The following is a 24585-nucleotide window of genomic DNA, read 5'->3' as shown; positions in this document are numbered from 1 at the left end:
AGCAGAATGGATACGTTGTCCAACGCGCCGGTCACACAAGGGCGCCAACTCGTCGTCTCGTTTCTTTTTGACCATAACCCATGGCATTAGTTTTTGCACGGCGTGGACATATCAGGGTCCTATGTTATGGTTATAAGAGTTATCCAGAACAATACATAGGGAGCGTTCCATGAACTGGCGTAATAGCTGTATTGGTGTGGCAGCACTGGCCCTGGCGGCCTGCGGATCGGAGAACAAGGAAGACACCGAAGTATCGGCCGGAGTCGAAGAGCAGACCTCGACCGGACAGGTGGAAATCTGGCGCTTCGGCCTGGAGGAAATCGAAGGTAGCGTACAGCACGAATACGGCACGCGGTTCTCGGAGCTCATCAGCCAGCGCACCGATGGTGCGGTTGAAGTGAGGTTGTTCCCCTATGGCCAGCTCGGCGGTCTGACCGACATCTATGATCAGGTCCAGTCCGGCGCAATCGAGCTGGCGTTCGGTTCGGGCTTTCTCGGCGGGACGGTTCCCGAATCGCAGCTGTTCAGCCTGAACTTCGTTCTGACCGAAGATGAGAAGCGCAACGCGGAGCTGCTCAACGATCCGGAATTCCGCAAGCATGATGCGTTGGTCGGAGCCTTCAACGAGCGCGACCTGCATCCGCTGGCGATCGTTCCGGAAGGCTGGCAGGTCTGGACCGCCAACAAGGAAATCCGCACGCCACAGGACTTCGATGGCGTGGCAATCCGTACCATGGACAACCGCCTGCTGCGCGAGACGTACAGCGCCTATGGTGCCGACCCGACCACCATGGAATACGGCGAAGTGTTCAGCGGCCTGCAATTGGGCCAGATCGACGCCAACATCCAACCCGTGTTTGCCCATGAAGAAATGGACTTCTATCAGGTCCAGGACTACATGATCTTTGCCAATCAGGCCCAGTTCATCGCCACCTTCATGGCGAACCAGGACTGGTACGAAGGTCTGTCTGACGAGCGCAAGCAACTCATCGATGATGTCGTGACCGAGATGGTCCCGCACATCCACGAGGTGCAGACGCGGTTGAACAGCGAGCGACTGAACACGATCACCGAAAACAGCGATATCCAGATCATCGAACTGACCGAAGAAGAACGCGCGGCATTCCGTGAGCGCAGTCTGCCAGTTCGCGACACTTTCGTTGAAATGGTCGGTGACCGCGGTCAGACGCTGATGCAGTATCTGCTCGACAAGGTGGGCGATCAGGGCTCGAACAGCGCAGCCGGCGAGTCAGAGGCCAGCGAAGTGCCGATGCCGGTTCAGGAGGCCCCCACCGGTGAGCAGAGTGGTGCTGTCGAGGTCGAGCAGGAGGTACGCGACGCCGCTTGATGCTGCGATTGGCGGAAGGGAATAGGAGTCGAACCTACCAGACGCGCCTGGCGCATCTCACCGGGTTTGAAGTCCGGGCGCCCCACCGGGGACGATGCCCTTCCGTCAGTCAAGGCTAACACACCCGATTGGCGCTTAAGCCAGTCCATAACGGCCGCGGATGAAACCCAATCACCGCGGCCGTTGTCTTTCCTGCAAGCAGCTTTTCCCGCATCGATTCTCTCGATAGCATAAGTCCTTCATCTATATATACCCGGACGACACATGACCCAGCCAAGCCGCACTGCCATCGAATCCGCTTTGGCGCAATATCGCGACCCGTACACCGGTACCGACCTGCTCACCAGCGGGTGCCTTCGTTCGCTGGACATCGATGGTGGTCATGTCCGCGCTAACATTGTCCTCGGCTATGCGGCAGGTGGCGTCACTGGCGGCATCGCGCAGATGCTCAAGGTGGCGGTGGAGAACGTGGAAGGGGTGGCGTCGGCTTCGGTCAGCGTACGCTGGCAGGTCGAGTCAGCACCTGCTCAGGGCTCGATTCCTGCGCTGCATAACGTGAAGAACATCATTGCGGTGGCGTCGGGCAAGGGCGGCGTCGGCAAATCCACCACGGCGGTCAATCTGGCGCTGGCGCTTGCCCGCGAGGGAGCGCGAGTGGGGGTTCTGGATGCAGATATCTACGGCCCGAGCATGGGTCTGATGCTCGGGCTGCCCGAGGGTACCCGGCCGCAAGTGAGCAACGGCAAGGCTTTCGTGGCACCTCAGGCTCACGGCGTTCAGGTGATGTCCATGGCATTTCTGGCTGACGAGAATACCCCGATGGTTTGGCGTGGGCCCATGGTGTCTGGCGCCTTGCTACAACTCCTGACGCAGACCGCATGGGACGACCTGGACTACCTGGTGGTAGATATGCCGCCCGGCACCGGTGACATCCAGCTCACCCTCGCGCAGAAAGTGCCGGTCACCGGTGCCGTCATCGTCACCACTCCACAGGACCTCGCGCTGCTCGACGCACGCCGCGGCATCGAGATGTTCCGCAAGGTAAATATCCCCGTGCTCGGCGTGGTCGAGAACATGGCGGTGCATGTCTGTTCGAACTGCGGTCATTCTGAACATCTGTTCGGTGAGGGCGGGGGTGAGCGGCTTGCCGAACAATACGGTGTCGATCTGCTGGCATCGATGCCGCTGTCGATGATGATTCGCGAGCAGGCGGATGCCGGACGACCGACGGTGGTCGCCGAACCGGAATGCCAGATCAGCATGATCTACCAGGACATGGCCCGGCACGTCGGAGCACGGATTGCTGCGCGTGCAGGGCAGGGCAGCGGGATGCCCAATATCAGCATCAGCGACGACTGACCGGCACTCGGCAGGCTTTTGTCGGTAGCCATAAACGGCTAACATGCTCGCTCTTTTTGATCAGTTCAGGAATCACCATGAGCATCAAGTCCGACCGCTGGATCCGTCGCATGTCCGAAGAACAGGGAATGATCGAACCGTTCGTCGAGCGCCAGGTGCGCGGCGCGGAAGGCAGTCGGGTGATTTCGTATGGTGTGTCGAGCTACGGCTACGACGTGCGCTGTGCCGATGAATTCAAGGTGTTCACCAATATTCATTCGGCGACAGTCGATCCGAAGTACTTCGACGAAAAAAGCTTCGTCGATATCAAAAGCGATGTGTGCATCATTCCGCCGAACTCTTTTGCATTGGCACGCACCGTCGAGTATTTCCGAATCCCGCGCAACGTATTGACCATTTGCCTGGGCAAGAGCACCTATGCGCGCTGCGGCATCATCGTCAACGTCACGCCTCTGGAGCCGGAATGGGAAGGCCACGTGACACTGGAGTTCTCCAACACCACCACGCTGCCGGCGAAGATCTACGCCAACGAAGGTGTGGCGCAGATGCTGTTCTTCGAGTCTGACGAAGAATGCGAGACCTCCTATCGCGATCGCGGCGGCAAATATCAGGGCCAGCGCGGCGTGACGTTGCCGCGAGCCTGATAACTACCACTATCGTCTAATACACCCCGGTGGGTGCCGACCTCATGCTGGCTTGATCAGTCAGTCGAGGAGGCGCTCGTGAATTTGTTGCGCACGTTGGGGTTGTGTTTCCTGTTTGTCATGGTTCCGCTGGGCGGTCTGCTTGCGGCGTACCCGGATGAAATCGCTAATGGGCTCAGCAGCCTGATGGGCGTCGAGGTCACCCGGGGCAACCTGGGTGTCGCGTTCCTCGGCCTGGCTGCAGTCTGCATGCGGGTCGATCTGTCGATCCGTCGCCGGGCGCAGGCCCGTTTGCTCGCCACCACATAAACTGACGCCGACGTCCTTCGGCGTCGGCGTCAGTTGCAGTCGATTCGACTCAAGCAGGCGCTGGGCGCCGCAGCTTAGAAAGACTTCGATACTGCCAGGGTGAAGTTCGCGTCGCAGTAGTCGTCCTTGCCGTACCAGTCACCGCACACCTCGTCCAGGTCTGTATCGCTGTACATCAGCGACACGTCGACGCCCAGGATCGGTTTGCCGATCGACACGGCCCAGTCCGAGTAGGTCTCGTCGCTGCGCACGCCGTCCAGCGGGTCCTTGGTGTCGGTAAATCCGTAATGCAGACCGAGTCCCAGGCCATATGGCAGTTCGAAGCCGTAATCGACGAAGCCGTACAAGGACGAGCTCGGGTCGTAAGCATACTTCGCGCCGACGTTGAAGCCGTAGAGGCTCAGGCTGCCGATGACTTCGTCGACGCTGTTGACGCCTTTCGGATAGGTATAGGTCGCCCACTGCAGGTCGTAACCGATCTCGGGGGTGATATCGCCGCCGAAGCCTGCATAGTAGTCATATTCCACATCAGCGCCGCCGAACGTTTCGGCATCGACGTTGGACGCCCAGGCACCGATGTACAGGCCACTTTCATGGGCGATGTCCAGGCTGCCCTGCACCGCGCCGGCACCAGCAGTCTGCGACTGGCCGCGCCAGATGTAGTCGGTGGCCAGAGTAGCGGTCATGCTTACATCAAGCTCGCCCACTGCAGTGTCGAACGCTTCGGCATGCGCAACGGTGGCGAAGCCGATGGCAGTGGCTGCAGCTACGACGGCGGCAATTTTTTTCATCATTCTGTAGTACCCCATGTCTAGGTGTGATTCAGGTCTGCGAAACAAAAATGTTGGCACGAAGCTCTTAGCATTTAGCTTGCCAGTTTTTATAAACCCATAATAATCAACGACATGGTGCTTAAACCGGGGTGGGGAGGGCTGGTCCTCTCGCGTATTGCGCCGCGCCGCTGCGCTTGAACGGTGCAGGCGGGTGTCGCGATGGTGCGACAGTGCCATCAAACGGCGTGTGCGGATTCCATGGTGGTGCACCACCTTGAATCCGGGTGGTCACGGAACCGGCGTGTGCCTAAGGTCTCTATGAAGAGAAGCAGTCAAATACTCGAAGGAGGATCTATGGACACGCAGAACAAAGACATGGCCACGCTGTTCGAGCAGCTCGGACTCGACTCGGACCCGGCGAGCATCGACAATTTCATCGCCAGTCACCGCCCGCTCGCGGACGATCTAAAGGTGACCGAAGCACCGTTCTGGAGCGAGAGCCAGAAGGCCTTTCTGCGTGAGTCCCTGATGGCTGATGCAGATTGGGAGCCCATCGTCGACGAGCTCAACGTCCGGCTACACGAGAACATCAGCTGAGCAACTGTTGCTCCAGGTTGCAGGCGGGGAACTCCCCGATAGCCTGTCCGTCCACTTCTATGTACACATCATGATAGGAAGAAGATTATGGGCAACAGCACCGAAGACAAGCTCAAAGGCAAACTCAACGAAACCGTCGGCAAGGGCAAGCAGGGCGTTGGCGAAGCTACCGATGACGACAGCATGAAAGGCGAGGGCAAGGCCCAGGAAGGTGAGGGCAAGCTGCAGGGCGCCAAAGGCGAAGTGAAAGACAAGGTGAAGAAGGGTGTCGACAAGGCCTGACGGCCAGTCACGTTTCAAATGCCGAGCCGGTGTCCGCACCGGCTTGTTGCTGTCTGGACCCGAGGAAAGCTGCATGAGCCAAACACGTTCGGGTACGCATCGACGCAGACGCCAATCTGTAGCGATGGTGCTCTCCCTGGCAGCCTGGCCGGTATTTGCACAACCGACCAGCGATAGCGAGCAACTGGCGCAGCTGGTGAATCAGTATCGCGAAAGCGGTCCGTCCTGCAACGGAGCGAATCGTGCTGATGCCGCGCCGCTGTCTCCGAATGAGAAGCTCGCCCAGGTCAATCTGGAAGCCGGGACCAGCTGGCAGAAAGCGCTCGGCGATGCCGGGTACCAGGCAGCGCAGATCCAGGCGCTCCAGGTGTCAGGCCCGACGGACCCGAAGTCGGCCATGGACGCGCTGCGCAGTGGCTATTGCGAACTCCTGCTTGATGGAAGCTATTCCGATATCGGCGTAAAGCGCGACGGTAGAACCTGGCAAGTCGTGCTGGCTCAACCGCTAGTCGCCGATGACATGGGTGACTGGCGTGCCGAGGGCAAGGCAGTGCTCGAGGCGGTCAACGAAGCGCGCAGCTCGGCGCGTCAATGCGGTGATAGATCCTTCGAGGCCGCCCCGCCCCTGGAGTGGTCGGACAAGCTCGGCGAGGCCGCGCTGGCTCACAGCAGGGACATGGCCGAGCGCGGTTATTTCTCGCATAGCTCTCCCGAGGGTGAGCAAGTCAGCGATCGCGCCGCCGAGCAAGGCTATCGCTTCCGCCAGATTGGCGAAAACATCGGCTTCGGTCAGAGCACGCCGGACCAGGTGGTGGAAGGCTGGCTGCTGAGCCCGGGGCATTGCGCCAATATCATGAAGGCGGACTACACCGAGATGGGCGCAGCGTACGCACTGAAGCGAGCGGATAATACCATCATGTGGACGCAGGTCCTTGGCCGACCCCGCTAAGCCGGGCGACCCAGCCCGGCCGGATGCTCTGGTCGTGGGCGCGGGGCTCGCCGGATTGAGCTGTGCCGCGTTCCTGGCGGATGCCGGGCTGCGGGTCCACGTGCTCGAGTCGAGCTCCGTCGCTGGCGGCCGCGCACGGAGCTGGGCGGACCCGACCACAGGACACAGTGTCGACATCGGTCCGCACGTGCTTCTGAACAAATACCCGAACATGCTCGCGCTACTGGAGCGCCTGGGTACGGCTGACCAGATATGCTGGCAGACCGATCATCTATTGACGGTGCTCGACAAGCATCGTCCGATCCGTTTCAAGCAGGCACGACTGCCGCCGCCGCTGCAGTACATCAATAATCTGGGCAGGGTGCTCCCGACAGTGCCCCTGCACCGCCTTCTGACCAACATACCCTTGACTCTGCGAACGATGCGCAGCAATCCGGCTGACATCCTGCGGCTCGATGATCGCACTGGCCTTGAGCATCTGCGCGCCAACGGGGTCAGTCAGGCGTTTATCGACTGGTTCTGGGCCTCGGTGGCGATGGCGTTCATCAACGTCCCGGTCGAGCGATGCTCGGCCGCGTCGATGATGCGCGTCTTCGCCCAGGCGCTGGGGCACAACGATGTCACCTTTGGCTTCCCCATGATCGGACTCAGCGATCTGTATGTGCCGCAGACAATCGAGCGTATAGAGCGAGCCGGCGGACGCGTCAGGTTGGACTCGCCGGTTGCCTGGTTGCTGCGCGAAGGCGAGCGAATACGTGGAGTGAAGCTAGCCGACGGCGAATCGATACTGGCTGATCAGGTGGTGCTCGCGGTACCGCCCACGGGGATGGAGCCCTTACTGACCGAATCCGACCGCTTGAGCGGCGTTGCCAGGCAGTTCGAACCAAGCCCCTACATCAGCTGCTATCTCTGGTTCGACCGTAAGCTCACTGATGCGCGCTTCTGGGCGCGCCCATGGTCGCCAAAAGAGTTCAACACGGACTTTTACGATCTGAGCAACATACGCAATGCCGACACCGGGGTGGGGTCGATGATCGCTACCAACATCATCTGGAGTCACAGGGCAAACGATATGTCGGACGAGGCGATCATCCAGGCGACGCTCGAGGAAATCTCCGATTTCGTACCGCACGTGAAGGAGGCGCATTTGCTGGCTTCGGTGGTGCATCGGATTCCGATGTCGGTGCCGTGCGCCAAGCCAGGCATCGAGACGCTGCGACCGGCTACCACAGCGATGCCGGGCGTGTACCTCGCCGGCGACTGGATCGATACAGGTTTGCCGTTCTGCATGGAAAGCGCGGTGCGTTCAGCTGCACTGGCCGCCGAGGCGGTACTGCACAGCCGCGGCCGGCCTGTCAGTCTGGCCTTGCCGGTGCCCACGCCTGGTGGCTTGTCTCGCCTGGTCAGTCGCCGAGGCAACTGACCTTGGTCACGTGCCGAAGGAGGCTTGCAGCTCCCATACGCGCGCGCTGACCAGCGGGCGACGCCCAACCAGAAAGCCAAGGGGACCAGCGGGAGCGAAGTCCCACTTGGCCGAACCGGTCATGGTCTTGCCGCGCGCCCGGCTGCGGGTTCGCACAGGTCCGTGATCGCCTGGCTGTACAACGAATCCACCTATCCCGGGTCGCCCCGGCAGCTCCAACTTCGGCTCGAACGTCATGCTTGCGACCTGTTGGCCGTCGAGCAGCATCTCACCGGCGAATGTCCCCCGATGCGCTGTGCCCACCGTTTCGAATTCCGCCATTTGCTTGGGGATGTTCCACAGCTGGCGGCCGCCAGCACAAGCGATTGGGTCGTCCACCCAGATAGCGGCTACGGTCCCGGTCATCGCCAGCATGCCCTGGCCGCGTACCGGTACGACTACGGCCAGTTCGTCGTAAATGGCAGTGCCGCCGGTATAGGCCGCCCAGACGGTCAAGACCAGCGAGTTTCCAGCCACGCTTGCATACTGCATCCCTTGCGGGGCGGCGGGTATCTGCGAAGTGGGCATTCGCCACAACGAGGCGCAGGCCGATCCGCTCAGGTGCCAGGGCGCGGGCGGAATGTCCGCAGCGGCAACCGCGGCAGGGTCTTGATAGGACATGACATTCTCCTTTTGCAACGAATCTTCTGAGTATGGCTGGCGATTGGCGCACCGACAGTCTTCCCGCAGTCCGTCCGTCAGAAGACGTCGATCAAGCGTGGCAGATGCTGAAAAGTGGTTGTTCGGCGGGACGCGCCTGGCGACGGCGCGGAGCCGTAGTTCGAGCAGGTTAGGCTGTTGGCTAAAGGCGGCACGGAGGGCAGGGCGTTAAAAGGCACACCGCCCTCCGATGTGATCAGTGACGGTCGTCGACGCCGTCGTCACCCTCACCGGCTTCGTCGTAATCAGGGTCTTCACCGGGTCCGCCTTCGCCTGCGTCGGCTATGGTGATATCCGGCTCTTCAGGTTGCGGCTTCTTCTGACCCTGCTCAGTCGGGTTGTCGCGATTGTTCATGCTGGTCTCCCCTTGGTGATCTCATCCGTTGGAGAAAGGCCCCAGACGGAAGTTCACCAGGCGCAGCGGCGTTTTCGACAGTTTGCGGCGCCAGCCTATTCAGCGCGGGCGCTTCATGCGAAACAGCGAATCGGCCCCCAACAGGAAGTAGTCGGCGGTGCCGCCGCCGCGCAGAACCGGATTGGCTGCTGCCGTATCGTAAATACCGTCTTTCAATAGCGTTCGATCAATATGCACCGCGACGACCTCGCCAAACACCATCCAGGTCGGCACAGGCTGCCGGTCGGCACGCTGCAGCTGAACGATCTGCGTTGCCTTGCATTCGAAAGACACCCGCGCCTCTTTTACCCGTGGGGGTTTGATCACGCTGGAGGGCGCCGGTGTCAGGCCTCCGAGTTCGAACTCGTTTACCTCTGGACCAACGCTCGCGCAGGTCTCGTTCATCGCCTCGGCGAGCTCCCGTGTCACCAGATTCCAGGCGAACTCGCCGGTCTCCTCGATGTTGACCAGGCTGTCCTTGCGGCCCAGCGTCGAGAATCCTATGATCGGCGGCACGTAATTGAATGCATTGAAGAAGCTGTACGGAGCAAGGTTGAGTTGCCCTGATGCGTTTTGTGAGGAGATCCAGCCGATTGGCCGCGGGCCGACGATCGCATTGAAAGGGTCGTGCGGTAAGCCATGACCACCGGCTGGTTCGTAGTAGTACATTTCTTCGGACATGGTGCTCTCCACGCTTACGAACGTCGCCAGACGCTGGCCAGCCAGGGTTGCTGGTCGCGGGGCAGTCCTTCTGGACGGTAATAATGCTCAAGCTCGACGAAGCCCGCTTGCGTCAGCAAGCCTCGCCAGGTTTCCCAACTGTAATACACCCCGTAACGATCGCCGTTCCAGCCTTCCTCGTCGTTGCCGCGCGGGTTGGATGAGAACAGTACGCCGCCGGGCTTGAGGGCGCTGCTCAACTGTCGCAGAACGCCGAGTATCTGCTGGCTGGGAATATGAAAGAGTACCGCGTTGGCAAAGACTCCATCGAAATGCTCTGCAGGGAGCTTCAGATCGAGGAAGTTCTGTTGCCACACCTCACAGCCACTCGCCTGCCGTGCCATCTCCACGAATTGCGCGCATCCGTCCAGGCCGGTCGGCGTGTGGCCCAGCTTGCTGAAGGTTCGCAGGTCGCGTCCCGGTCCGCAGCCGAAGTCCAGTACCTGGTACGGAGCGGGACCCTCAATGTGCCGGAGAAGCGCGTCGATATTCTGGCTGACGTCATGATTCCAGGTACCGTCCCGGAAGGCTTCTGCACGCTCGGCATAGTGGGACAGGGTCGTGGCGCTGGCTTGTCGTAAAAGCTCGTCAGGCAAGGGTCCGGAGGGGAGGGGCATGGCAGCAGGTCGACTCAGGGAATGGAATGCACATTGAAACCGACCGCGCGGATCGGAACAAGCGAATGCCCGACGGATGCCGGGCTATTCATGCATCACGAGCCGTTCTGCCGTCTGAACGGAAGCACGTCGGCAGCCTGAGCGGGTTCATCGCGAATGGGCTGTCGAACCGGTTGTGCGCCGAGCATGTTGACCGCATCGCGCAACTCGACCACCGAATCCATCATCATCTGCGAAATGCGAATGCAAGCTTGCATCGGATTCTTGGAACGACGACGTTCGGCATTGATTTTAAAGACAATCCCTTCCAGCCTACGGCGCCGGTCTTCCGGTGCGTCACGCAATATCTCGTCGGTCATCCGTTCCCTGAGGCTCTCCAGCTCTTCCGGTCGCTCGGCAGCCATTGTCTTCAGCTCATCGAAACTCGGTAATGCATTGAGTGGTCTGGCCATGAATACGTACCTCGAGAAAAACCTGTCGGTTTGCCCGGCTGCGATTGATCAAGACCCCTACGTGCGCGCTCCCTTGCCCAAGACTTCCCCGCAGGTATGTCAGCCGCCACTTCCTAACGGACCCTTAGCACGCCCGGGTCGGCATTTGCAGTGCCGTCCGGCCGTACAGTAATGACACGCTAATGGCGCAGTAATTCCGAACAAGCGAAGCGGTGTTTGTACCAGGCTCTGGTATGCCAGCTGCCGAGACCGATTCAGGGTGGGCGGCGGAGCGCTTCGGACGGGAATTCGCCAACCAGTTGTCGGGCGCAAGGTGCCGGCGCGCGCGTTGCTGATCGCGGCGCGTTCGGTTTTCTGATCTCCGTGAGCGATTTCGGGTATGGCCGTGGCGGACGCTGTTTTGTACGCCCTGATGGTGCTCCTACGGGTCGGGTGCGGATGTTGGAGCGCACCCGGGCGAGCACGCGGAGTCGCTACACGCAGAAGACCGTGCATGCTTCTTCGCGGCCAGGTCCGCTCCTACGGGTCGAGGTGTGGACCGGGCGCTAACGGGGGGGCGATCAAAAGTTGATCATGTGCCTTCCTTGCTGTAGTCTTTTCGTTAATTGAACGTTCAATCAAAAAAATTGCGACCGCGAATCATGCCTATAGTTGGAGTGAAAGACACCCGTCGGCAGCAGCTTATTCAGGCTGCTCTCGAATCGATTGCCGAGCTGGGGCTGCAGAACACGACGATCATCACCATCAGCCGCCGGGCGGGGATGTCGTCGGGGATCATCAGCCATTATTTCGGTGGCAAGCAGGGCCTGATCGAAGCGGCGCTGCGGTATCTCCTCGATCAGCTGGGCAAGGATTTTCGGGAACGCATCCGGGCCACGGACGGTTCACCCGAGCAACGCCTGCTGTGCATCGTCGAAGCCAACTTCACGGAGTTTCAGCGTTCCGAACTGGCCAGCCGGACCTGGTTGAGCTTCTGGGCCAGGGCGTTACATGAGCCTGGCTTCAAGCGGTTGCAACAGATCAACAACGCCCGGTTGTACAGCAACCTGCGTTATTCATTCGCACAAAAACTGCCGGCTCAGGAAGCGACCGACGCGGCGCTAAAAGCGGCGGCGATGATCGACGGGTTCTGGCTGCGCAGCGCGCTTAGCCCGGAACCCGAAAACAGTTTTGCCATGGGTGAAGCACTGTGCAAGCGCTACGTAATCGGCGCGCTGCAGCAGAGCCCCCGATAACCGGAGAGCATTTATGTCACTGCCCCGTTACCAGAATTTCGTGAACGGCCAATACCTGGCCAACCAGAGCGGCGAGACGTTCGAAGTAGTCAATCCGGCGACCGGCCAGGCGATCTACGAGATGGAAGTTGCCGATGAATCCGTGCAGCAGGCTGCGATCGACAGCGCTCGAGAGGGCTTTGCCACATGGTCCGCCATGAGCGGTGTGCAGCGCGGGCGCATCCTGCTACGCGCCGTCGCGCTGTTGCGGGCACGCAATGATGAGCTGGCCACGGTAGAAATACGCGACACTGGCAAGGCCTGGCAGGAAGCGGTCGCCGTTGACGTGGTTACCGGCGCGGACAGCATCGAGTTCTTCGCTGGCCTGGCTGCGTCGATCGAAGGCAACCAGCAGGACCTGGGGGGTGATTTCTATTACACCCGCCGCGAGCCGCTGGGTATCTGCGCCGGCATTGGCGCGTGGAACTATCCGCTGCAGATCGCCTGCTGGAAGTCCGCGCCTGCGCTGGCCACCGGCAATAGCATGATTTTCAAGCCATCCGAGGAGACGCCGCTGGGCGCGCTGAAGCTCGCGGAAATCTACGCCGAGGCAGGCGTTCCAGGCGGCGTGTTCAACGTGGTGCAGGGCGACGGGCGCATCGGCGCCTGGCTGACGCATCACCCGGACATCGCCAAGGTCTCGTTCACCGGCGAAGTGGGCACCGGCAGGAAAGTCATGGCCGCAGCCGCCAGCACGCTGAAGGAAGTGACCATGGAGCTCGGCGGCAAGTCGCCGTTGATCGTGTTCGATGATGCGGATATCGACAACGCCGTGTCGGCAGCCATGCTCGGCAACTTCTATACCCAGGGCGAAATCTGCACCAACGGCACGCGCGTGTTCATTCATGAAGCGGTGTACGACACCTTCATGCAACGCCTGCTCGAGCGTACGCGGAACAACATCCGCATGGGTGATCCTCTGGATGAGGACACCAACTTCGGCGCGCTGATTTCCGCCAGGCATCGCGACCTGGTGCTCGGCTATATCGAGAAGGGCATCGCCGAAGGCGCGACCCTGGCCTGTGGTGGCAAGGCTGCTCAGCCGGCCGGCGCCGAAGGCGGCTTTTTCGTCGAGCCGACGATCTTTACCGATTGCACCGACGAGATGAGCATCGTTCGCGAGGAAATCTTCGGGCCAGTGATGTCGGTTCTGACCTTCCGTGACGAGGACGAAGTGGTTCGTCGCGCCAACGATACCGAAACCGGGCTGGCAGCCGGGGTGTTCACCAATGACATCCGCCGCGCCCACCGCGTGATCCACCGGATGCAGGCCGGTATCTGCTGGATCAACGCCTACGGAGCATCGCCTGCGGAAATGCCGGTCGGCGGCTACAAGCTGTCGGGCATCGGCCGCGAGAATGGACGCGTCACCCTGGACCAGTACACCCAGCTCAAGTCGGTCTACGTCGGTATGGCCGATCTGGAGAGCCCATTCTGAGGGGACATTTCATGACCCAGACATACGATTACATCGTCGTTGGTGCCGGTTCGGCCGGCTGCGTACTCGCCAATCGCCTGAGCGAAGACGGCAAGTGCAGCGTACTGCTGCTGGAAAACGGCGGCAGCGATCGCAGCATCTTCATCCAGATGCCGACCGCGCTGTCGATTCCCATGAACACCAGTAAATACAACTGGCAGTTCGAGAGCGAGCCGGAGCCGTACCTGAACAACCGCCGGATGCATTGCCCGCGGGGCAAGGTGCTGGGTGGTTCGTCCTCGATCAACGGTATGGTCTACGTACGTGGCCATGCAAAAGACTTTGACGAGTGGCAGGAAGAGGGCGCCGAAGGCTGGGACTACCGGCACTGTCTGCCGTATTTCAAGAAGGCGGAGACCTGGACCTTCGGCTCCGACAGCTACCGTGGCGATCGTGGACCGCTTGGCGTCAACACCGGCAATCAGATGAAGAACCCGCTGTATCGCGCATTCATCGACGCCGGCGTGCAGGCCGGTTACCCGGCCACGGCAGACTACAACGGCGCGCAGCAGGAAGGCTTCGGTCCGATGCAGATGACCATCAAGAACGGCGTCCGGTGGTCCACCTCGAATGCATACCTGCGCCCGGTGCGCAGTCGCTCCAACCTGACCGTGGTGACCCATGCGCTGGTCCATCGCGTGGTGCTGGAAGGCAAGCGCGCCGTGGGCGTGCAGTACGAACGCAAGGGCGAAGTCTTGACCGTGCGCGCCGACCGCGAAGTGGTGCTGTCAGCCGGTTCGATCGGCTCGCCGCATCTGCTGCAGCTGTCCGGCATCGGTCGTCGCGATGTACTGGAAAAGGCCGGCATCGAGGTGCTGCACGAGCTGCCGGGGGTAGGCGAAAACCTGCAAGACCACCTGGAGTTCTACTTCCAGTTTCGCTGCCTGAAACCGGTCTCGCTGAACCGCAAGCTGGGCTGGGCGAGCCGGCTCCAGATCGGCGCGCAGTGGTTCTTCCTGAAGAAGGGCCTGGGCGCGACCAACCATTTCGAGTCGTGCGGCTTTATCCGCTCGAAGGCAGGTGTGGAATGGCCGGATATCCAGTACCACTTCCTGCCCGCGGCCATGCGTTATGACGGCAAGGAAGCCTTCGCTGGCGACGGCTTTCAGCTGCACGTCGGCCATAACAAGCCGAAGAGTCGTGGCCACGTGCACGTACGGTCGGGCGACCCGCGTCAGCACCCGGAGATCCTCTTCAACTATTTGAAGGAAGAGGCGGACCGGGAAGCTTTCCGCGACTGCGTACGGCTTTCCCGCGAGATCATTCATCAGCAGGCTATGGATGAGTATCGTGGCGCGGAGATCCAGCCAGGCGTGGAAGTGGATACAGACGAAGAGATCGATGCCTTCGTACGCGGCGCGGTGGAGAGCGCCTACCACCCGTCTTGCTCCTGCAAGATGGGCACCGATGAGATGGCCGTGGTCGATCCGCAGACGCGGGTCCATGGTATCCAGAGTTTGCGTGTAGTGGATTCGTCGATCTTCCCGACCATACCCAACGGCAACCTGAACGCGCCGACCATCATGGTGGCCGAGCGCGCTGCAGACATCATTCGGGGCTTCGAGCCCCTGGCTCCATCGAACGCGCCGGTGTCGATGGATGAACAGTGGCAAGCACGCCAGCGCCCGCGGGAAGCGGCGCGGGCTCTTGCCTGAACCCCGCGCGGGCGCAAGCCCGCGCTTTATGCAAACCGTCAGGATTTCCCTATTGCCGCCAGGGTGCGCAGCACCGTCGATCAGCGACATATAGGCAAGCCCTGTCCGCGCAACGCGGAGGTTTGTGTCCTTTACGAACGAAAGGAAACAACCATGCTCATCACTACACTCGTCAATCGCTGCAGCCGGAGGTTCGTATGACACTCTGGCTTTCGATAGGGATGCTATTCGTCTTCGGCGTGATCGCGTTGATTCTGGCCAAGTGGTGGAACCTGCGCTGTATCGGCGTGACGCCGGTGCATACGCTGACGTTCGTCGCGATTCTTTTCACATCAGGTCTGGATGTGGGGCTGATCATGTTCCCGCTGACCGAATTTGCCGGCTACGCCAATACGGCCGAGAGCCCCGAGTACGGTTTCGCCAACCCCTTGGCCATCGAGTTCGGTTTCTGGGGCTTTCTCATATGGGGGTTCTACTTCCTGACCTGCTTCTACTTCTGCGTCATCGAGCCGCAGGTGAAGTTCTTTGAAATCAAGCTGGTGAAGTTCGTCAATAACGCAGTGATCATCGGCACCTGCGCATTCACGGCCTACCTCCTCCTGGTGAATCTGCCCTGGTACCTGCCGCAGCTCGGCGATGGCGAAACGGTGCTGCCGGTGTTCTACCTGATCGTCATGGCGGCTATCGCAGCGGCGGTCTACTCAAGTAGCGACATCAGGTACGTACGCATCCTCAGCCTGAGCTCGTCGGGCTTCTTTCTGCTGTTGATTGCGATTATGTGGGCGCGAGCGTTCCTGACCGATCGCGGCGACATCAGCGACTTCACCAGTGGCACCGGCTTGATTGGTGAATACTTCACTAACCTGCACCACTTCATGTTGCCGATCAACGAGTACCACGAGTTCTATATGTTCTGGTGGTTTGCCTGGAGCATCATGATCGGTCAGTTCACCGCGCGCTTCGTCGGGGGGCTGCGTACCTGGCAGTTGCTGCTGGCGATGCTGTTCTTCCCCTCCGTAGCGATCGGCGTGTGGTTCGTGATTCTGTACCACTACCACCAGGAAGGACTGATGATCGCCAGTTGGGTGAGTTTGGCCATGATCAGCGTCGGTGTGCTGATGGTGATCAATTCGCTGGATTCACTGATTCGCCTGTATTCGGAAAATCTGAATCTGACCGCGCGCCGTGTGGGGCGGGCACGCTACTACCTGGGCAACTTCGTGCTCATGTGCGCGTTGACCATTCTGTTCCAGCTCGACTTTCTCGAGATCGAATGGGTGGGCGCCCTGGTCATCGCGATTTACTTCGCGTGCTTCGGCTACATTCTGCTGAAGAAGCGTAAAGAGGTCATGGCGATCAAGGCCTCGCCCAAGGAAAACGAGCTCGACTTTCACAAGATCGAGATGGCGCACTAGTTTGAAAGCGGGGGCTCGCAACGAGCCCCGTCCTTGTTTCAATGCACGGCGGTCTTTGAAAACACATTCATCACTACGACACCGCCGACAATCATCGCCATCCCGACGATCGCCGGTGCGTCCAGCTTTTGCCCGTAAACCAGCCAGGCGGCGAGCGTGATCAACACCACGCCAAGCCCTGACCAGATGGCATACGCAACCCCAACCGGTATGGTGCGCAGCGTCAGCGCCAGGAAATAGAAGGCGATGGCGTAGCCGATCGCGACGATCACCAGGGGGCCCGTGCGGGTAAAACCGTCGCTGGCTTTCAGCGCCGAGGTAGCGATGACCTCCGCGATGATGGCCGCGAGGAGGAATAACCAGGTTTTCATTCAGGCACGCTCCGATGCGAAGGCCGTATTATCACCGCCCCGAGGGCGCAACGGCTAATCGCAGACGTACCAGCCCCGGTAGCCCACGCTCAACCCCTCGTCGAGCTCGAAGCGCATGTTGGCGGGCCAGCGGCGCCGGTCATCCTCGGTGGTATCTTGTTCTTCGGTTTCTGGCATGATCCTGGCCACGATTCCTTCAGCCTCGAACGTCCCGCCTGCGATAATCTGGTCGAAGCGGGTCGCCGATGCGGGAGTCAATCGGACCAGGCGACCATGCAGTTTCATCAGCGCCAACAACTCGCCGGTCTCCGCCGTTTGTCCGAGCACGATGACCGGTGGGCTGGCCTGGGTATAGTGAAAACTGCAGCGCGGGTCCGCCTGCAAAACTCGATAGACCTCGGAAGGTTCGAGGGGGCCGGGGTCCGCCTCGCTCAGGTCGGGATTCCATACGGCCTCGGTCGGCGGCACCACTTTAGGCTCGGGTTCCGCTTCGCCGGCTGCGACAGCCGGGCCCATGCAGGCGATCGACAGCGTGAGCACGGCCAGGTGAGGCGACAAGCCTCGCAGGCTTCCGTTGGCTTTACTCATTTCGCTTCCTCCAGCGCTTCGATCAGATATTTCATTTCGGCTATCTCTCGCCGCTGCGCCTCGATGATCTCATCAGCCAGCTTGCGTACCCGGGGATCTTCAATATTCGCGCGTTCGCTGGTCATGATGGCGATCGAGTGGTGCGGGATCATCGCCTTCATGTACTCGACTTCTCCCACGGTCGTCTGGCTGCGTACCAGCCACAGCGACACGGCAAAGACGAGGACCGCCCCAGCGTAGATGGCGATATTGACTGCCTTGTTGGCATACATATTCAGCATGAAGCTGAGCATGATGACAGCCATCACAGCGCCCATGAGCAGCGCCATCCAACCCCGCGTCTCGCTCCACATTACATGTTCGAGCGCATAGGTGTTCAGATACATCAGGCCGAACATGACGATGGTCGAGGTGGCGATCATTGCGCCGAACCGCCAATACGACATATGCATGCGTACTCCTTGTCACTTGGTTAGCGAAACGAAAACGTGTCCCTGCATGCGACCCTGACGCAGCAACGAAATTCCTTGTCGGCGGGGAGGGCGCATCTGACAACGCGCCTGCCGGGCAAGACTCCGATGAACTTCGCCGTTCGATGCAACCCCTTGGCGAGTATGCTATCCAAGTCCCTACAATCATCTGACGATGGAGAAACCGATGAGCCAGCTTCGCAGCCCCCGGTTCGACAATAGTTACGTGCTTCTGCCAGACAAGTTCTACACGCGACAGGCTCCCGAGCCGGTAAAGTCGCCTGGGTTGATTCGCGTGAACCGCTCCCTGGCCGAGCAGTTGAACATCGATGCGCAATGGCTGGAATCGGAGGAGGGCGTGGAGGTGCTGGCTGGTAATCGGCTTGCGCCCGGTTCCGAGCCGATCGCCACCGTCTATGCCGCCCACCAGTTCGGTGGCTGGAACCCGCAACTCGGCGATGGCCGTGCTGTGCTACTCGGCGAGGTGGTCGACCAGCAGGGCGAGCGCTACGATATGCAGCTCAAGGGCTCGGGCCGCACGCCCTATTCCCGGGGCGGCGACGGGCGCGCTCCGTTGGGGCCGGTGCTGCGCGAATACGTGGTCAGCGAAGCCATGGCCGTGCTCGGCGTGCCGACTTCCCGCGCATTGGCAGCGGTGACAACGGGGGAGAAGGTCCTTCGCGACCGCGCTTTGCCGGGCGGCGTGCTCACCCGTGTATCGCGCAGCCACATCCGCATCGGTACCTTCCAGTACTTCGCTGCGCGCGATGACGGCGATGCCGTTCGGCTGTTGGCCGACCATGTCATGCAGCGGCATTACCCCCAGGCGGCGACTGCCGAGCGACCCTATCTCACCCTGCTGCAGGCCGTCATTGGTCGCCAGGCCGGGTTGATCGCCCAGTGGCAGCAGCTCGGTTTCATCCATGGTGTGATGAACACCGACAACATGCTCGTATCCGGCGAGACCGTCGATTACGGCCCCTGTGCTTTCATGGACAGGTTCGACCCGAAAACCGTGTTCAGCTCGATCGACACTGGCGGCCGCTACGCCTATGCCAATCAGCCGGGCATCGGCCAATGGAATCTCGCCTGGCTGGCACGTGCATTGTTGCCGTTGATTGATGCCGACGAGAATGTCGCGGTGGAACTGGCGCAAAAGGCAATCGATGACTTCGTACCCCGTTACCAACAGGCGTACGCGGAGCTGATGTGCGCCAAGCTGGGCATCGCTCAACCTGATGACGAGGCGCGAGCACTCGTTGACGATCTGCTCGAACGCATGACCCAGGCTGGCGCGGACTATACGTTGACCTTCCGGCGTTTGGCCGAGCTCGCCGCGCCCAATGCCGGCTTCGAGAGCGTGGCGCACATTTTCAACTTGCCCGAGGAGTTGGAGCCCTGGCTGGAGAGATGGCAAGCGCGTCTCGCCCAGGAAGATACCTCAGCTGCCCAGCGGCAACAGCAGATGTTCGAGCGCAATCCGGCTTTTATCCCGCGCAACCATCTGATCGAGGAAGTGATCGCGGCTGCGGTCGAACGCAACGACTTCTCGCCATTTCACCAGCTCGTCGAGCGATTGGCACTACCGCAGACCTACGCTGAAGCTGACGCGCGTTACGCCATGCCGCCGCGGCCGGAAGAGATGGTGTTGCAGACGTTCTGTGGCACCTGATGCAATGAATAGGACGATACATGCTTGAGCCAGGAGGAGTTGGGCTGCGAACGCGGCTGTTTCAGATAATCTTCGAGTCCGATACTAAGGCAGGAAAGGCGTTCGACATCGCGCTGGCTGCGCTGATCGTGCTCAGCGTCGCCGTGGTCATGCTCGACAGCGTCGCGGCGTACCATGAGCGTTATGGCTTGCTCTTCTATGGCATCGAGTGGCTGGTTACCGTGCTGTTCACGATCGAGCTTGGCGTCCGGATCTACTGTCTTCAGACACCCGGTCGGTATCTGAAAAGCTTTTACGGCGTGATCGACGTGCTGTCGATTCTGCCGACCTGGCTGGCTCTGTTTTTCCCGGGCGCGCACATGCTGGTGGTGGTCAGGCTGTTGCGTACGCTCCGCCTGATACGCGTGCTCGAGATGATGTCACTGGCCGGGCAGGGGCGGTTGCTGCTGGAAGCATTGCGCCGTAGTCGAGGTCAGATCACGCTGTTCCTGTTCGTTGTGTTCATGGTGGTGATCATCTTCTCGACGCTGTTGTACATGATCGAGCCCCCGGAGGCCGGTTTCACCAGCATCCCGAAGTCCGTGTACTGGGGCATCGTTACCCTGACCACGGTCGGGTACGGCGACATCACACCGATTACCCCTATGGGTCAATTCCTGTCGGTTCTGATCATGCTTACCGGCTATTCGATCATAGCCCTGCCGGTGGGCGTATTCTCTGCCGAAGTCATCAACACGCTGCGTGCCGAGCGTTATTCTGATGAGTCGTGTCCCGGCTGTGGTCACGCGCGGCACGAGCCGGACGCCCGATACTGCAAGTTGTGCGGCACCTGGCTCAACGAGGAGCGCCGCGATCCGCGACAGACCAGCTGAGCAACGGCAACTCAGCCTTCCAGCTTGGGAGCGCAGCTCCGTGCGGTTTCGATCAAACGCTGCTCCATCTCCCGGTTCATGCCGCGGCTCATCTGCTCGAGTTCCGCTTCGCTGAATTCGTTGCTGGCTTCGTCAGCAGCACACTCGCAAAACGCTTTTGCGCGTTCCGCTTGATGGGATGCCTGGGAATTTTCCATGCATTCGGCGACGAAACCGGTACGGGCGCCGGTGGGCCAGTCGGCTGAAGCGGGCAGGGCGAAGGCGAACGGGGTAGCGAGGATCAGTAGGTGGCGATAGCGCATGGGTAGCTCCTGGTCAGAATGGACAAGCGGCTAGTCAGCCGACTTTTCTTCTTCTTCTGAAACACGCTTGCGATGGTAGTTCCTCGCCTGTCCGGAGAGATTTCCGGGCTGTGTGGACGGACTCGGCGAACGAGAAATCAGCGGAGCAGGGGAGCAAAAAGAGAAGCAGCAAGCGAAGAAGGATAGCGGGGTGTAGCTTGGTGCCGCCTGGGTGGCAGCGATGGCTGTTGCAGCGGAATGCCCAGATTGGCACTCCGCTAATCGTCTTGCTTTAGAAGCACATGCCGTGCTGAACGAATCCGCGGTCGATTTCGTCCGGGTTGAACGGACGTGGCTCGGCTCGTTCGGTAACGCGCTCCTGGTGGTAGGTGGAAATCACCCGTTCAGAGCGCTGCTGGCTGTTTTGACTGGCCTGATAAGCGACTGGAAAATCGCTCGCGACGTAAGTGGCATCTCCCAACATATCTTTTCCCTCGATAAAGATTCCGGCTGGCTTGATGTTCAAGTGCCTTGTGTCCATGAGAGTCATGGCGGGAGAAAGAGTTCCGGTCTGCGGAGCGCCTTTGGTCGGCGAACCGATACGGTTCGTCGGCGCGTCTGGCAACAGCGGGGCGACCGGCTTAGGTGCGGTGATGTGTTCGTCCATGAATAGTCTCGTAGGGTAATCGAGTCACCGCCGGCTTGCGTCCAGCTAGCCCATCGGACGTGACTCTGGCGGCCTGGCCGGGCTGTCCTGAGGACAGGCACCGATAGGCCAAGCGTGGAATGATGCCTAATCGGCATGATGCTGCCAAGCGCTATTTTCGGACTTCACTCACGTGGCTTGTAAAACAGGAAGTCCCCGGCGCGATGGGTGCGTTTGAAGGTCTTGGCCCAGGATGGGGAGACGTTGCGGTCATGGAAAAACAGCGCCCCGTCGGTATGGTCCTTCAATTGACCATTCAGTGCTCGGCGAGCGACCTCCTTGGCCTGGGTATAAGGCACTTCTTCCTGGACGGAATCGGGCCTGCCGTCGCACCACCATGAAAACTGGCAGCTGCCGGTTTCCGAACCCTGCTTTACCACCTCGCACACGCTGCGTGGGAAATCGTCGGTCTGCAGGCGGTTCATCACCACGTTTGCGACTGCCTCCATCTGATCTACTGCCTGGCCCTTGGCTTCCCAGTAGATGGTACGCGCCAGGCAGGTTATGGCGTCGTCGAGAGGTGCTTCGCCGGCAGGGTCGACTGCCTGCACCTCGGTCTTGGTGATCGTCTCGGAGCGCGAAGCATTGGGCGGGCTGCCTTGCTCGACCGCCTTCTGTTCGAGCGTTTCGGCCTTTTCAATCGCCTTGTCGGCTTGCCGTTGCTGCTCGGCTGCGAACGTCGGATTGGTCAGTGTCAGCGCCAACAAGCTGGTAGCGATCCATCTCAAACGCATTGTCGTCTCCTTTGGTGACTGGCACGCACTCATGTAAGGTCCCCAGTCGGGGAATTCGTTTATCGTGCTCTGACAATTGGATGATTTATCGCTTCGTTGGTTCGCCTTTAATCGCGAGCGATTGCCGTGCGGGCGCGGAACTCGTATGGTTGAGCACTGTCCTTCTTTTTGGCAAACCACAGGGAGGACTACAGGCCATGAGCCTCCAGGAGAATCGAATGTCCCAACGGCAGTCTTCCCGCCGCGACCCATTTCCTTTCTTCGTAGCCTCGTCGGTTGACGGAGAATCCTAGAACTGCGCCCGCCGACCTTCTGTCTGGCCGGGCCTCACCCGTTTTTTGCGAAGATCACCATGCCCAAATCCCATACGTATTCCACCGTCGTCCTGCCCTCGTTTTCGCCTCGCACAGCGTTCACCAAAGCAATTCGTGCCAGCGTATTGGGCGCGCTGTTCGCCGTGTCCGTTCCGGCTTTCGCCCAGGAAGAACAAAGCGATGTGCGCTGGGTGAGCGACGATCTCACCACCTACGTCAGAAGCGGCCCGACCGATGGTTATCGAATCGTTGGTTCGCTGACCTCAGGCGACAAGGTCGAATTGATCAAGACCCAGGGCGACTACAGTCAGGTCCGTAGTGAGTCGGGCAACACCGTCTGGATCCGCTCCGATGATCTTCAGGACTCTCCCGGCCCGGCTGAAGCCCTCCCACAGCTCAAGGAGCAGGTCGCGGCATTGACTCACGAGTTGGCCACCATCGAGGAAACCTGGCAGACCCGTGTGCAGGGGATGGAGGAAACGCTCGAGGCGCGCAGGGTGCTCGCGGAGGAGCTCGAACAGACCCGCCAGGCCCTGCACGATGAACTCGTTGCCACCCAATCGGAGTTGCGTACGGCACAGGCGCAGCTGGGTGACGAGAACAAGGAAGTCTTGATGCGCTACATGGTCTATGGAGGCGGCATTGCCGGAGCAGGACTGCTCGCCGGTTTGATCCTGCCCTCGCTGACCCGCAGCCGCAAGCGTAACGACGGCTGGGTCTGACCTCAGCCGCGCTGTGTATGCCAGTCCGGCGCGGCTGGCATGCCATGAATCAACGATCCATTGACCGGAACCAAGAATGCGCCCCTACAAAGTAGTTAACGTATCGGTAAATCCCAAGGGCAGCCTCGAGACGCTGTCCCAGCGCGAAGTACAACAGCTCAGCGAGGCCGGCAGCGGCGATACCTACAAGCTGTTTCGCCAGTGCGCACTGGCAATTCTCAATACCGGCGCGCAGATCGACAACGCCAAGACCATTCTGGAAGCCTACTCGGACTTCGAAGTGCGCATTCATCAGCAGGATCGCGGCGTGCGACTGGAGCTTATCAACGCACCCGCAGATGCGTTCGTCGATGGCGAGATGATCGCCAGCACACGTGAAATGCTGTTCAGCGCGTTGCGTGACATCGTCTATACCGAAAGCGAATTGGGCAGCCCTCGGATCGATCTGCAGACCTCTGCAGGCATCACCGATTACGTTTTCCACCTGCTGCGCAATGCCCGTACGTTGCGGCCGGCCGTGGAACCGAACATGGTGGTGTGCTGGGGTGGGCACTCGATCAGCACCGAGGAGTACAAATACTCAAAGCGGGTCGGTCACGAGCTGGGGCTGCGCAATCTGAACGTCTGTACCGGCTGCGGACCAGGGGTAATGAAAGGGCCGATGAAAGGCGCGACCATCGCCCATGCCAAACAACGAATCAACGGTGGTCGTTACCTGGGGCTGACCGAGCCGGGCATCATCGCTGCGGAAGCGCCCAACCCGATCGTCAATGAGCTGGTCATTCTGCCCGACATCGAAAAGCGTCTCGAAGCCTTCGTGCGGGTAGGACACGGCATCATCGTGTTCCCGGGCGGGGTAGGTACGGCCGAAGAGTTTCTCTATCTGCTGGGCATACTGCTGCATCCCGACAACCGGGACGTACCCTTTCCGCTGATTCTGACCGGACCGCGCAGTGCGGCGCCGTATCTTGAACAGTTGCATGCATTTGTCGCCGCAACGCTGGGCGAGGCGGCGCAGGGGCTCTATCAGCTGATCATCGACGATCCGGCCGAAGTGGCCCGCCAGATGACTGACGGCCTCCGGTCGGTCTGCCAGTTCCGTCGTGAGCGTAACGATGCATTCCACTTCAACTGGTTGCTGAAAATAGAAGAGACGTTCCAGCACCCGTTCGACCCGACGCACGAAAACATGGCCGGGCTCGAACTGAACCGCCAAATGCCCAAGCACGAACTGGCAGCCAACCTGCGCCGGGCGTTCTCCGGTATCGTCGCGGGTAACGTGAAGAATCACGGCATTCGGCGCATCGAGCAGTACGGGCCATATGAAATCCGCGGCGAGTCGGCGATCATGCGACCACTGGATGCGCTGCTCCGTGCCTTTGTCGAGCAGCACCGTATGAAGCTTCCGGGCGGGGCGCCTTATGAGCCCTGTTACCGAGTGGTCGACTGACGTTTCACGTAGGTACGC

28 protein-coding genes and 1 tRNA gene are annotated in these 24585 nt (G+C 60.4%); 16 read left to right on the top strand and 13 right to left on the bottom strand.

Annotation, left to right across the window (positions count from 1 at the left end; all coding sequences use genetic code 11):
- The first annotated feature begins 169 nt into the window (after nucleotides 1–169).
- Nucleotides 170–1348 carry a TRAP transporter substrate-binding protein gene (locus tag BLT85_RS08885; RefSeq protein ID WP_093393445.1) on the top strand — a complete coding sequence of 393 codons (1179 nt, stop codon included), beginning with the start codon at nucleotides 170–172 and terminating at the stop codon, nucleotides 1346–1348.
- A gap of 9 nt (nucleotides 1349–1357) precedes the next feature.
- Here BLT85_RS08885 and BLT85_RS16670 read toward each other — a convergent pair.
- Nucleotides 1358–1452: transfer RNA gene (locus BLT85_RS16670), tRNA-Sec, on the bottom strand.
- A gap of 160 nt (nucleotides 1453–1612) precedes the next feature.
- On the opposite strand from BLT85_RS16670, the gene apbC reads away from it, so the two are divergent.
- The 3 genes from apbC (at nucleotide 1613) to BLT85_RS08870 (ending at nucleotide 3660) form a co-directional block, all read left to right on the top strand.
- Nucleotides 1613–2707 carry an iron-sulfur cluster carrier protein ApbC gene (gene apbC, locus BLT85_RS08880; protein WP_093393442.1) on the top strand — a complete coding sequence of 365 codons (1095 nt, stop codon included), beginning with the start codon at nucleotides 1613–1615 and terminating at the stop codon, nucleotides 2705–2707.
- A gap of 77 nt (nucleotides 2708–2784) precedes the next feature.
- Nucleotides 2785–3351 carry a dCTP deaminase gene (gene dcd / locus BLT85_RS08875; RefSeq protein ID WP_093393438.1) on the top strand — a complete coding sequence of 189 codons (567 nt, stop codon included), beginning with the start codon at nucleotides 2785–2787 and terminating at the stop codon, nucleotides 3349–3351.
- Between the two features lie 78 nt (nucleotides 3352–3429).
- Entirely contained in the window at nucleotides 3430–3660 is a 231-nt protein-coding gene (locus tag BLT85_RS08870) for a hypothetical protein (protein WP_093393435.1), read from the top strand.
- A 74-nt stretch (nucleotides 3661–3734) separates the two neighbouring features.
- Here BLT85_RS08870 and BLT85_RS08865 read toward each other — a convergent pair whose 3' ends face one another.
- Nucleotides 3735–4454, bottom strand: coding sequence for a TorF family putative porin (locus tag BLT85_RS08865; RefSeq protein ID WP_093393427.1), 720 nt, complete (start codon nucleotides 4452–4454; stop codon nucleotides 3735–3737).
- A 333-nt stretch (nucleotides 4455–4787) separates the two neighbouring features.
- On the opposite strand from BLT85_RS08865, the gene BLT85_RS08860 reads away from it, so the two are divergent.
- The 4 genes from BLT85_RS08860 (at nucleotide 4788) to BLT85_RS08845 (ending at nucleotide 7684) form a co-directional block, all read left to right on the top strand.
- The gene (locus tag BLT85_RS08860) at nucleotides 4788–5030 is read left to right on the top strand and encodes a DUF2789 domain-containing protein (RefSeq protein ID WP_093393424.1); all 243 of its coding nucleotides are present in this window, start codon (nucleotides 4788–4790) and stop codon (nucleotides 5028–5030) included.
- 87 nt (nucleotides 5031–5117) lie between these two features.
- Nucleotides 5118–5312 carry a CsbD family protein gene (locus tag BLT85_RS08855; protein WP_093393421.1) on the top strand — a complete coding sequence of 65 codons (195 nt, stop codon included), beginning with the start codon at nucleotides 5118–5120 and terminating at the stop codon, nucleotides 5310–5312.
- Between the two features lie 73 nt (nucleotides 5313–5385).
- Nucleotides 5386–6261, top strand: a complete 876-nt coding sequence (locus BLT85_RS08850) for a CAP domain-containing protein (RefSeq protein ID WP_093393418.1) — start codon at nucleotides 5386–5388, stop codon at nucleotides 6259–6261.
- Complete coding sequence (locus tag BLT85_RS08845) at nucleotides 6245–7684, top strand: hydroxysqualene dehydroxylase (protein WP_157718155.1); 1440 nt, start codon at nucleotides 6245–6247, stop codon at nucleotides 7682–7684. Before BLT85_RS08850 ends, BLT85_RS08845 begins: the two co-directional genes overlap by 17 nt.
- A gap of 6 nt (nucleotides 7685–7690) precedes the next feature.
- Here the strand turns inward: BLT85_RS08845 and BLT85_RS08840 are convergent, their stop codons facing one another.
- From BLT85_RS08840 to BLT85_RS08825, 5 genes are all read right to left on the bottom strand, one after another.
- Nucleotides 7691–8344 (bottom strand): acetoacetate decarboxylase family protein, encoded by a 654-nt coding sequence (locus tag BLT85_RS08840; protein WP_093393412.1) that lies wholly within the window; start codon nucleotides 8342–8344, stop codon nucleotides 7691–7693.
- 235 nt (nucleotides 8345–8579) lie between these two features.
- Nucleotides 8580–8738, bottom strand: coding sequence for a hypothetical protein (locus BLT85_RS16665; protein WP_157718154.1), 159 nt, complete (start codon nucleotides 8736–8738; stop codon nucleotides 8580–8582).
- Between the two features lie 99 nt (nucleotides 8739–8837).
- A complete protein-coding gene (locus BLT85_RS08835) occupies nucleotides 8838–9458 on the bottom strand; it encodes a flavin reductase family protein (RefSeq protein ID WP_093393408.1) in 621 nt (206 codons plus the stop codon).
- Nucleotides 9459–9472: 14 nt separating this feature from the next.
- Entirely contained in the window at nucleotides 9473–10114 is a 642-nt protein-coding gene (locus BLT85_RS08830) for a class I SAM-dependent methyltransferase (RefSeq protein ID WP_093393405.1), read from the bottom strand.
- Nucleotides 10115–10209: 95 nt separating this feature from the next.
- A complete protein-coding gene (locus tag BLT85_RS08825; protein ID WP_093393403.1) occupies nucleotides 10210–10566 on the bottom strand; it encodes a DUF3135 domain-containing protein in 357 nt (118 codons plus the stop codon).
- A gap of 641 nt (nucleotides 10567–11207) precedes the next feature.
- Between BLT85_RS08825 and betI the strand changes: the two genes are divergently transcribed.
- The 4 genes from betI (at nucleotide 11208) to BLT85_RS08805 (ending at nucleotide 16387) form a co-directional block, all read left to right on the top strand.
- A complete protein-coding gene (gene betI, locus BLT85_RS08820) occupies nucleotides 11208–11801 on the top strand; it encodes a transcriptional regulator BetI (RefSeq protein ID WP_093393400.1) in 594 nt (197 codons plus the stop codon).
- Nucleotides 11802–11820: 19 nt separating this feature from the next.
- Nucleotides 11821–13278, top strand: coding sequence for a betaine-aldehyde dehydrogenase (gene betB, locus BLT85_RS08815; protein ID WP_407920172.1), 1458 nt, complete (start codon nucleotides 11821–11823; stop codon nucleotides 13276–13278).
- Nucleotides 13279–13289: 11 nt separating this feature from the next.
- On the top strand, nucleotides 13290–14972 hold the full coding sequence (gene betA / locus BLT85_RS08810) for a choline dehydrogenase (RefSeq protein ID WP_093393394.1): 1683 nt from the start codon (nucleotides 13290–13292) through the stop codon (nucleotides 14970–14972).
- 197 nt (nucleotides 14973–15169) lie between these two features.
- The gene (locus BLT85_RS08805) at nucleotides 15170–16387 is read left to right on the top strand and encodes a choline transporter (protein ID WP_093393391.1); all 1218 of its coding nucleotides are present in this window, start codon (nucleotides 15170–15172) and stop codon (nucleotides 16385–16387) included.
- Nucleotides 16388–16425: 38 nt separating this feature from the next.
- Here BLT85_RS08805 and BLT85_RS08800 read toward each other — a convergent pair whose 3' ends face one another.
- From BLT85_RS08800 to BLT85_RS08790, 3 genes are read right to left on the bottom strand one after another with little or no spacing between them, the layout of a single operon-like run.
- Nucleotides 16426–16758 carry a DMT family transporter gene (locus BLT85_RS08800; protein WP_093393388.1) on the bottom strand — a complete coding sequence of 111 codons (333 nt, stop codon included), beginning with the start codon at nucleotides 16756–16758 and terminating at the stop codon, nucleotides 16426–16428.
- Between the two features lie 54 nt (nucleotides 16759–16812).
- Entirely contained in the window at nucleotides 16813–17346 is a 534-nt protein-coding gene (locus tag BLT85_RS08795; RefSeq protein ID WP_093393385.1) for a hypothetical protein, read from the bottom strand.
- Entirely contained in the window at nucleotides 17343–17798 is a 456-nt protein-coding gene (locus tag BLT85_RS08790; RefSeq protein WP_093393382.1) for a DUF305 domain-containing protein, read from the bottom strand. The genes BLT85_RS08795 and BLT85_RS08790 overlap by 4 nt, the downstream gene beginning before the upstream one ends.
- Before the next feature lie 205 nt (nucleotides 17799–18003).
- On the opposite strand from BLT85_RS08790, the gene BLT85_RS08785 reads away from it, so the two are divergent.
- On the top strand, nucleotides 18004–19488 hold the full coding sequence (locus BLT85_RS08785) for a protein adenylyltransferase SelO (RefSeq protein ID WP_093393379.1): 1485 nt from the start codon (nucleotides 18004–18006) through the stop codon (nucleotides 19486–19488).
- A 20-nt stretch (nucleotides 19489–19508) separates the two neighbouring features.
- Nucleotides 19509–20360: an ion transporter gene (locus BLT85_RS08780; RefSeq protein WP_093393376.1), complete on the top strand. Its 852-nt coding sequence runs from the start codon at nucleotides 19509–19511 to the stop codon at nucleotides 20358–20360.
- 11 nt (nucleotides 20361–20371) lie between these two features.
- On the opposite strand, the gene BLT85_RS08775 is transcribed toward BLT85_RS08780, so the two are convergent.
- The 3 genes from BLT85_RS08775 to BLT85_RS08765 all read right to left on the bottom strand — a co-directional run bounded on the left by BLT85_RS08775 (nucleotide 20372) and on the right by BLT85_RS08765 (nucleotide 22081).
- Nucleotides 20372–20662: a hypothetical protein gene (locus tag BLT85_RS08775; RefSeq protein ID WP_093393373.1), complete on the bottom strand. Its 291-nt coding sequence runs from the start codon at nucleotides 20660–20662 to the stop codon at nucleotides 20372–20374.
- A 271-nt stretch (nucleotides 20663–20933) separates the two neighbouring features.
- Nucleotides 20934–21308 carry a hypothetical protein gene (locus tag BLT85_RS08770; protein ID WP_093393371.1) on the bottom strand — a complete coding sequence of 125 codons (375 nt, stop codon included), beginning with the start codon at nucleotides 21306–21308 and terminating at the stop codon, nucleotides 20934–20936.
- A gap of 164 nt (nucleotides 21309–21472) precedes the next feature.
- Nucleotides 21473–22081, bottom strand: a complete 609-nt coding sequence (locus BLT85_RS08765) for a cell wall hydrolase (protein WP_093393368.1) — start codon at nucleotides 22079–22081, stop codon at nucleotides 21473–21475.
- Nucleotides 22082–22466: 385 nt separating this feature from the next.
- Between BLT85_RS08765 and BLT85_RS08760 the strand changes: the two genes are divergently transcribed.
- Nucleotides 22467–23117 carry a TIGR04211 family SH3 domain-containing protein gene (locus tag BLT85_RS08760; protein WP_407920171.1) on the top strand — a complete coding sequence of 217 codons (651 nt, stop codon included), beginning with the start codon at nucleotides 22467–22469 and terminating at the stop codon, nucleotides 23115–23117.
- 76 nt (nucleotides 23118–23193) lie between these two features.
- The gene (gene ppnN, locus BLT85_RS08755; protein WP_093393362.1) at nucleotides 23194–24567 is read left to right on the top strand and encodes a nucleotide 5'-monophosphate nucleosidase PpnN; all 1374 of its coding nucleotides are present in this window, start codon (nucleotides 23194–23196) and stop codon (nucleotides 24565–24567) included.
- The last annotated feature ends 18 nt before the right edge of the window (nucleotides 24568–24585 follow it).

Origin of the sequence: Halopseudomonas xinjiangensis, from assembly GCF_900104945.1 — a bacterium.
Taxonomy (GTDB): Bacteria; Pseudomonadota; Gammaproteobacteria; order Pseudomonadales; family Pseudomonadaceae; genus Halopseudomonas; species Halopseudomonas xinjiangensis.
This window is presented reverse-complemented; position numbering and strand designations above follow the sequence as displayed.

Bases quoted from the DNA above. Each gene is read 5' to 3' on its own strand.
- BLT85_RS08790 (WP_093393382.1), bottom strand. From the start codon at position 17,798: ATGCATATGTCGTATTGGCGGTTCGGCGCAATGATCGCCACCTCGACC.
- BLT85_RS08795 (WP_093393385.1), bottom strand. From the start codon at position 17,346: ATGAGTAAAGCCAACGGAAGCCTGCGAGGCTTGTCGCCTCACCTGGCC.
- BLT85_RS08780 (WP_093393376.1), top strand. From the start codon at position 19,509: ATGCTTGAGCCAGGAGGAGTTGGGCTGCGAACGCGGCTGTTTCAGATA.
- BLT85_RS08835 (WP_093393408.1), bottom strand. From the start codon at position 9,458: ATGTCCGAAGAAATGTACTACTACGAACCAGCCGGTGGTCATGGCTTA.
- apbC (WP_093393442.1), top strand. From the start codon at position 1,613: ATGACCCAGCCAAGCCGCACTGCCATCGAATCCGCTTTGGCGCAATAT.
- BLT85_RS08840 (WP_093393412.1), bottom strand. From the start codon at position 8,344: ATGTCCTATCAAGACCCTGCCGCGGTTGCCGCTGCGGACATTCCGCCC.
- dcd (WP_093393438.1), top strand. From the start codon at position 2,785: ATGAGCATCAAGTCCGACCGCTGGATCCGTCGCATGTCCGAAGAACAG.
- BLT85_RS08785 (WP_093393379.1), top strand. From the start codon at position 18,004: ATGAGCCAGCTTCGCAGCCCCCGGTTCGACAATAGTTACGTGCTTCTG.
- BLT85_RS08775 (WP_093393373.1), bottom strand. From the start codon at position 20,662: ATGCGCTATCGCCACCTACTGATCCTCGCTACCCCGTTCGCCTTCGCC.
- betA (WP_093393394.1), top strand. From the start codon at position 13,290: ATGACCCAGACATACGATTACATCGTCGTTGGTGCCGGTTCGGCCGGC.
- BLT85_RS08865 (WP_093393427.1), bottom strand. From the start codon at position 4,454: ATGATGAAAAAAATTGCCGCCGTCGTAGCTGCAGCCACTGCCATCGGC.
- BLT85_RS08825 (WP_093393403.1), bottom strand. From the start codon at position 10,566: ATGGCCAGACCACTCAATGCATTACCGAGTTTCGATGAGCTGAAGACA.
- ppnN (WP_093393362.1), top strand. From the start codon at position 23,194: ATGCGCCCCTACAAAGTAGTTAACGTATCGGTAAATCCCAAGGGCAGC.
- BLT85_RS08765 (WP_093393368.1), bottom strand. From the start codon at position 22,081: ATGCGTTTGAGATGGATCGCTACCAGCTTGTTGGCGCTGACACTGACC.
- BLT85_RS08830 (WP_093393405.1), bottom strand. From the start codon at position 10,114: ATGCCCCTCCCCTCCGGACCCTTGCCTGACGAGCTTTTACGACAAGCC.
- BLT85_RS08885 (WP_093393445.1), top strand. From the start codon at position 170: ATGAACTGGCGTAATAGCTGTATTGGTGTGGCAGCACTGGCCCTGGCG.
- BLT85_RS08805 (WP_093393391.1), top strand. From the start codon at position 15,170: ATGACACTCTGGCTTTCGATAGGGATGCTATTCGTCTTCGGCGTGATC.
- betI (WP_093393400.1), top strand. From the start codon at position 11,208: ATGCCTATAGTTGGAGTGAAAGACACCCGTCGGCAGCAGCTTATTCAG.
- BLT85_RS16665 (WP_157718154.1), bottom strand. From the start codon at position 8,738: ATGAACAATCGCGACAACCCGACTGAGCAGGGTCAGAAGAAGCCGCAA.
- BLT85_RS08800 (WP_093393388.1), bottom strand. From the start codon at position 16,758: ATGAAAACCTGGTTATTCCTCCTCGCGGCCATCATCGCGGAGGTCATC.
- BLT85_RS08860 (WP_093393424.1), top strand. From the start codon at position 4,788: ATGGACACGCAGAACAAAGACATGGCCACGCTGTTCGAGCAGCTCGGA.
- BLT85_RS08770 (WP_093393371.1), bottom strand. From the start codon at position 21,308: ATGGACGAACACATCACCGCACCTAAGCCGGTCGCCCCGCTGTTGCCA.
- BLT85_RS08855 (WP_093393421.1), top strand. From the start codon at position 5,118: ATGGGCAACAGCACCGAAGACAAGCTCAAAGGCAAACTCAACGAAACC.
- BLT85_RS08850 (WP_093393418.1), top strand. From the start codon at position 5,386: ATGAGCCAAACACGTTCGGGTACGCATCGACGCAGACGCCAATCTGTA.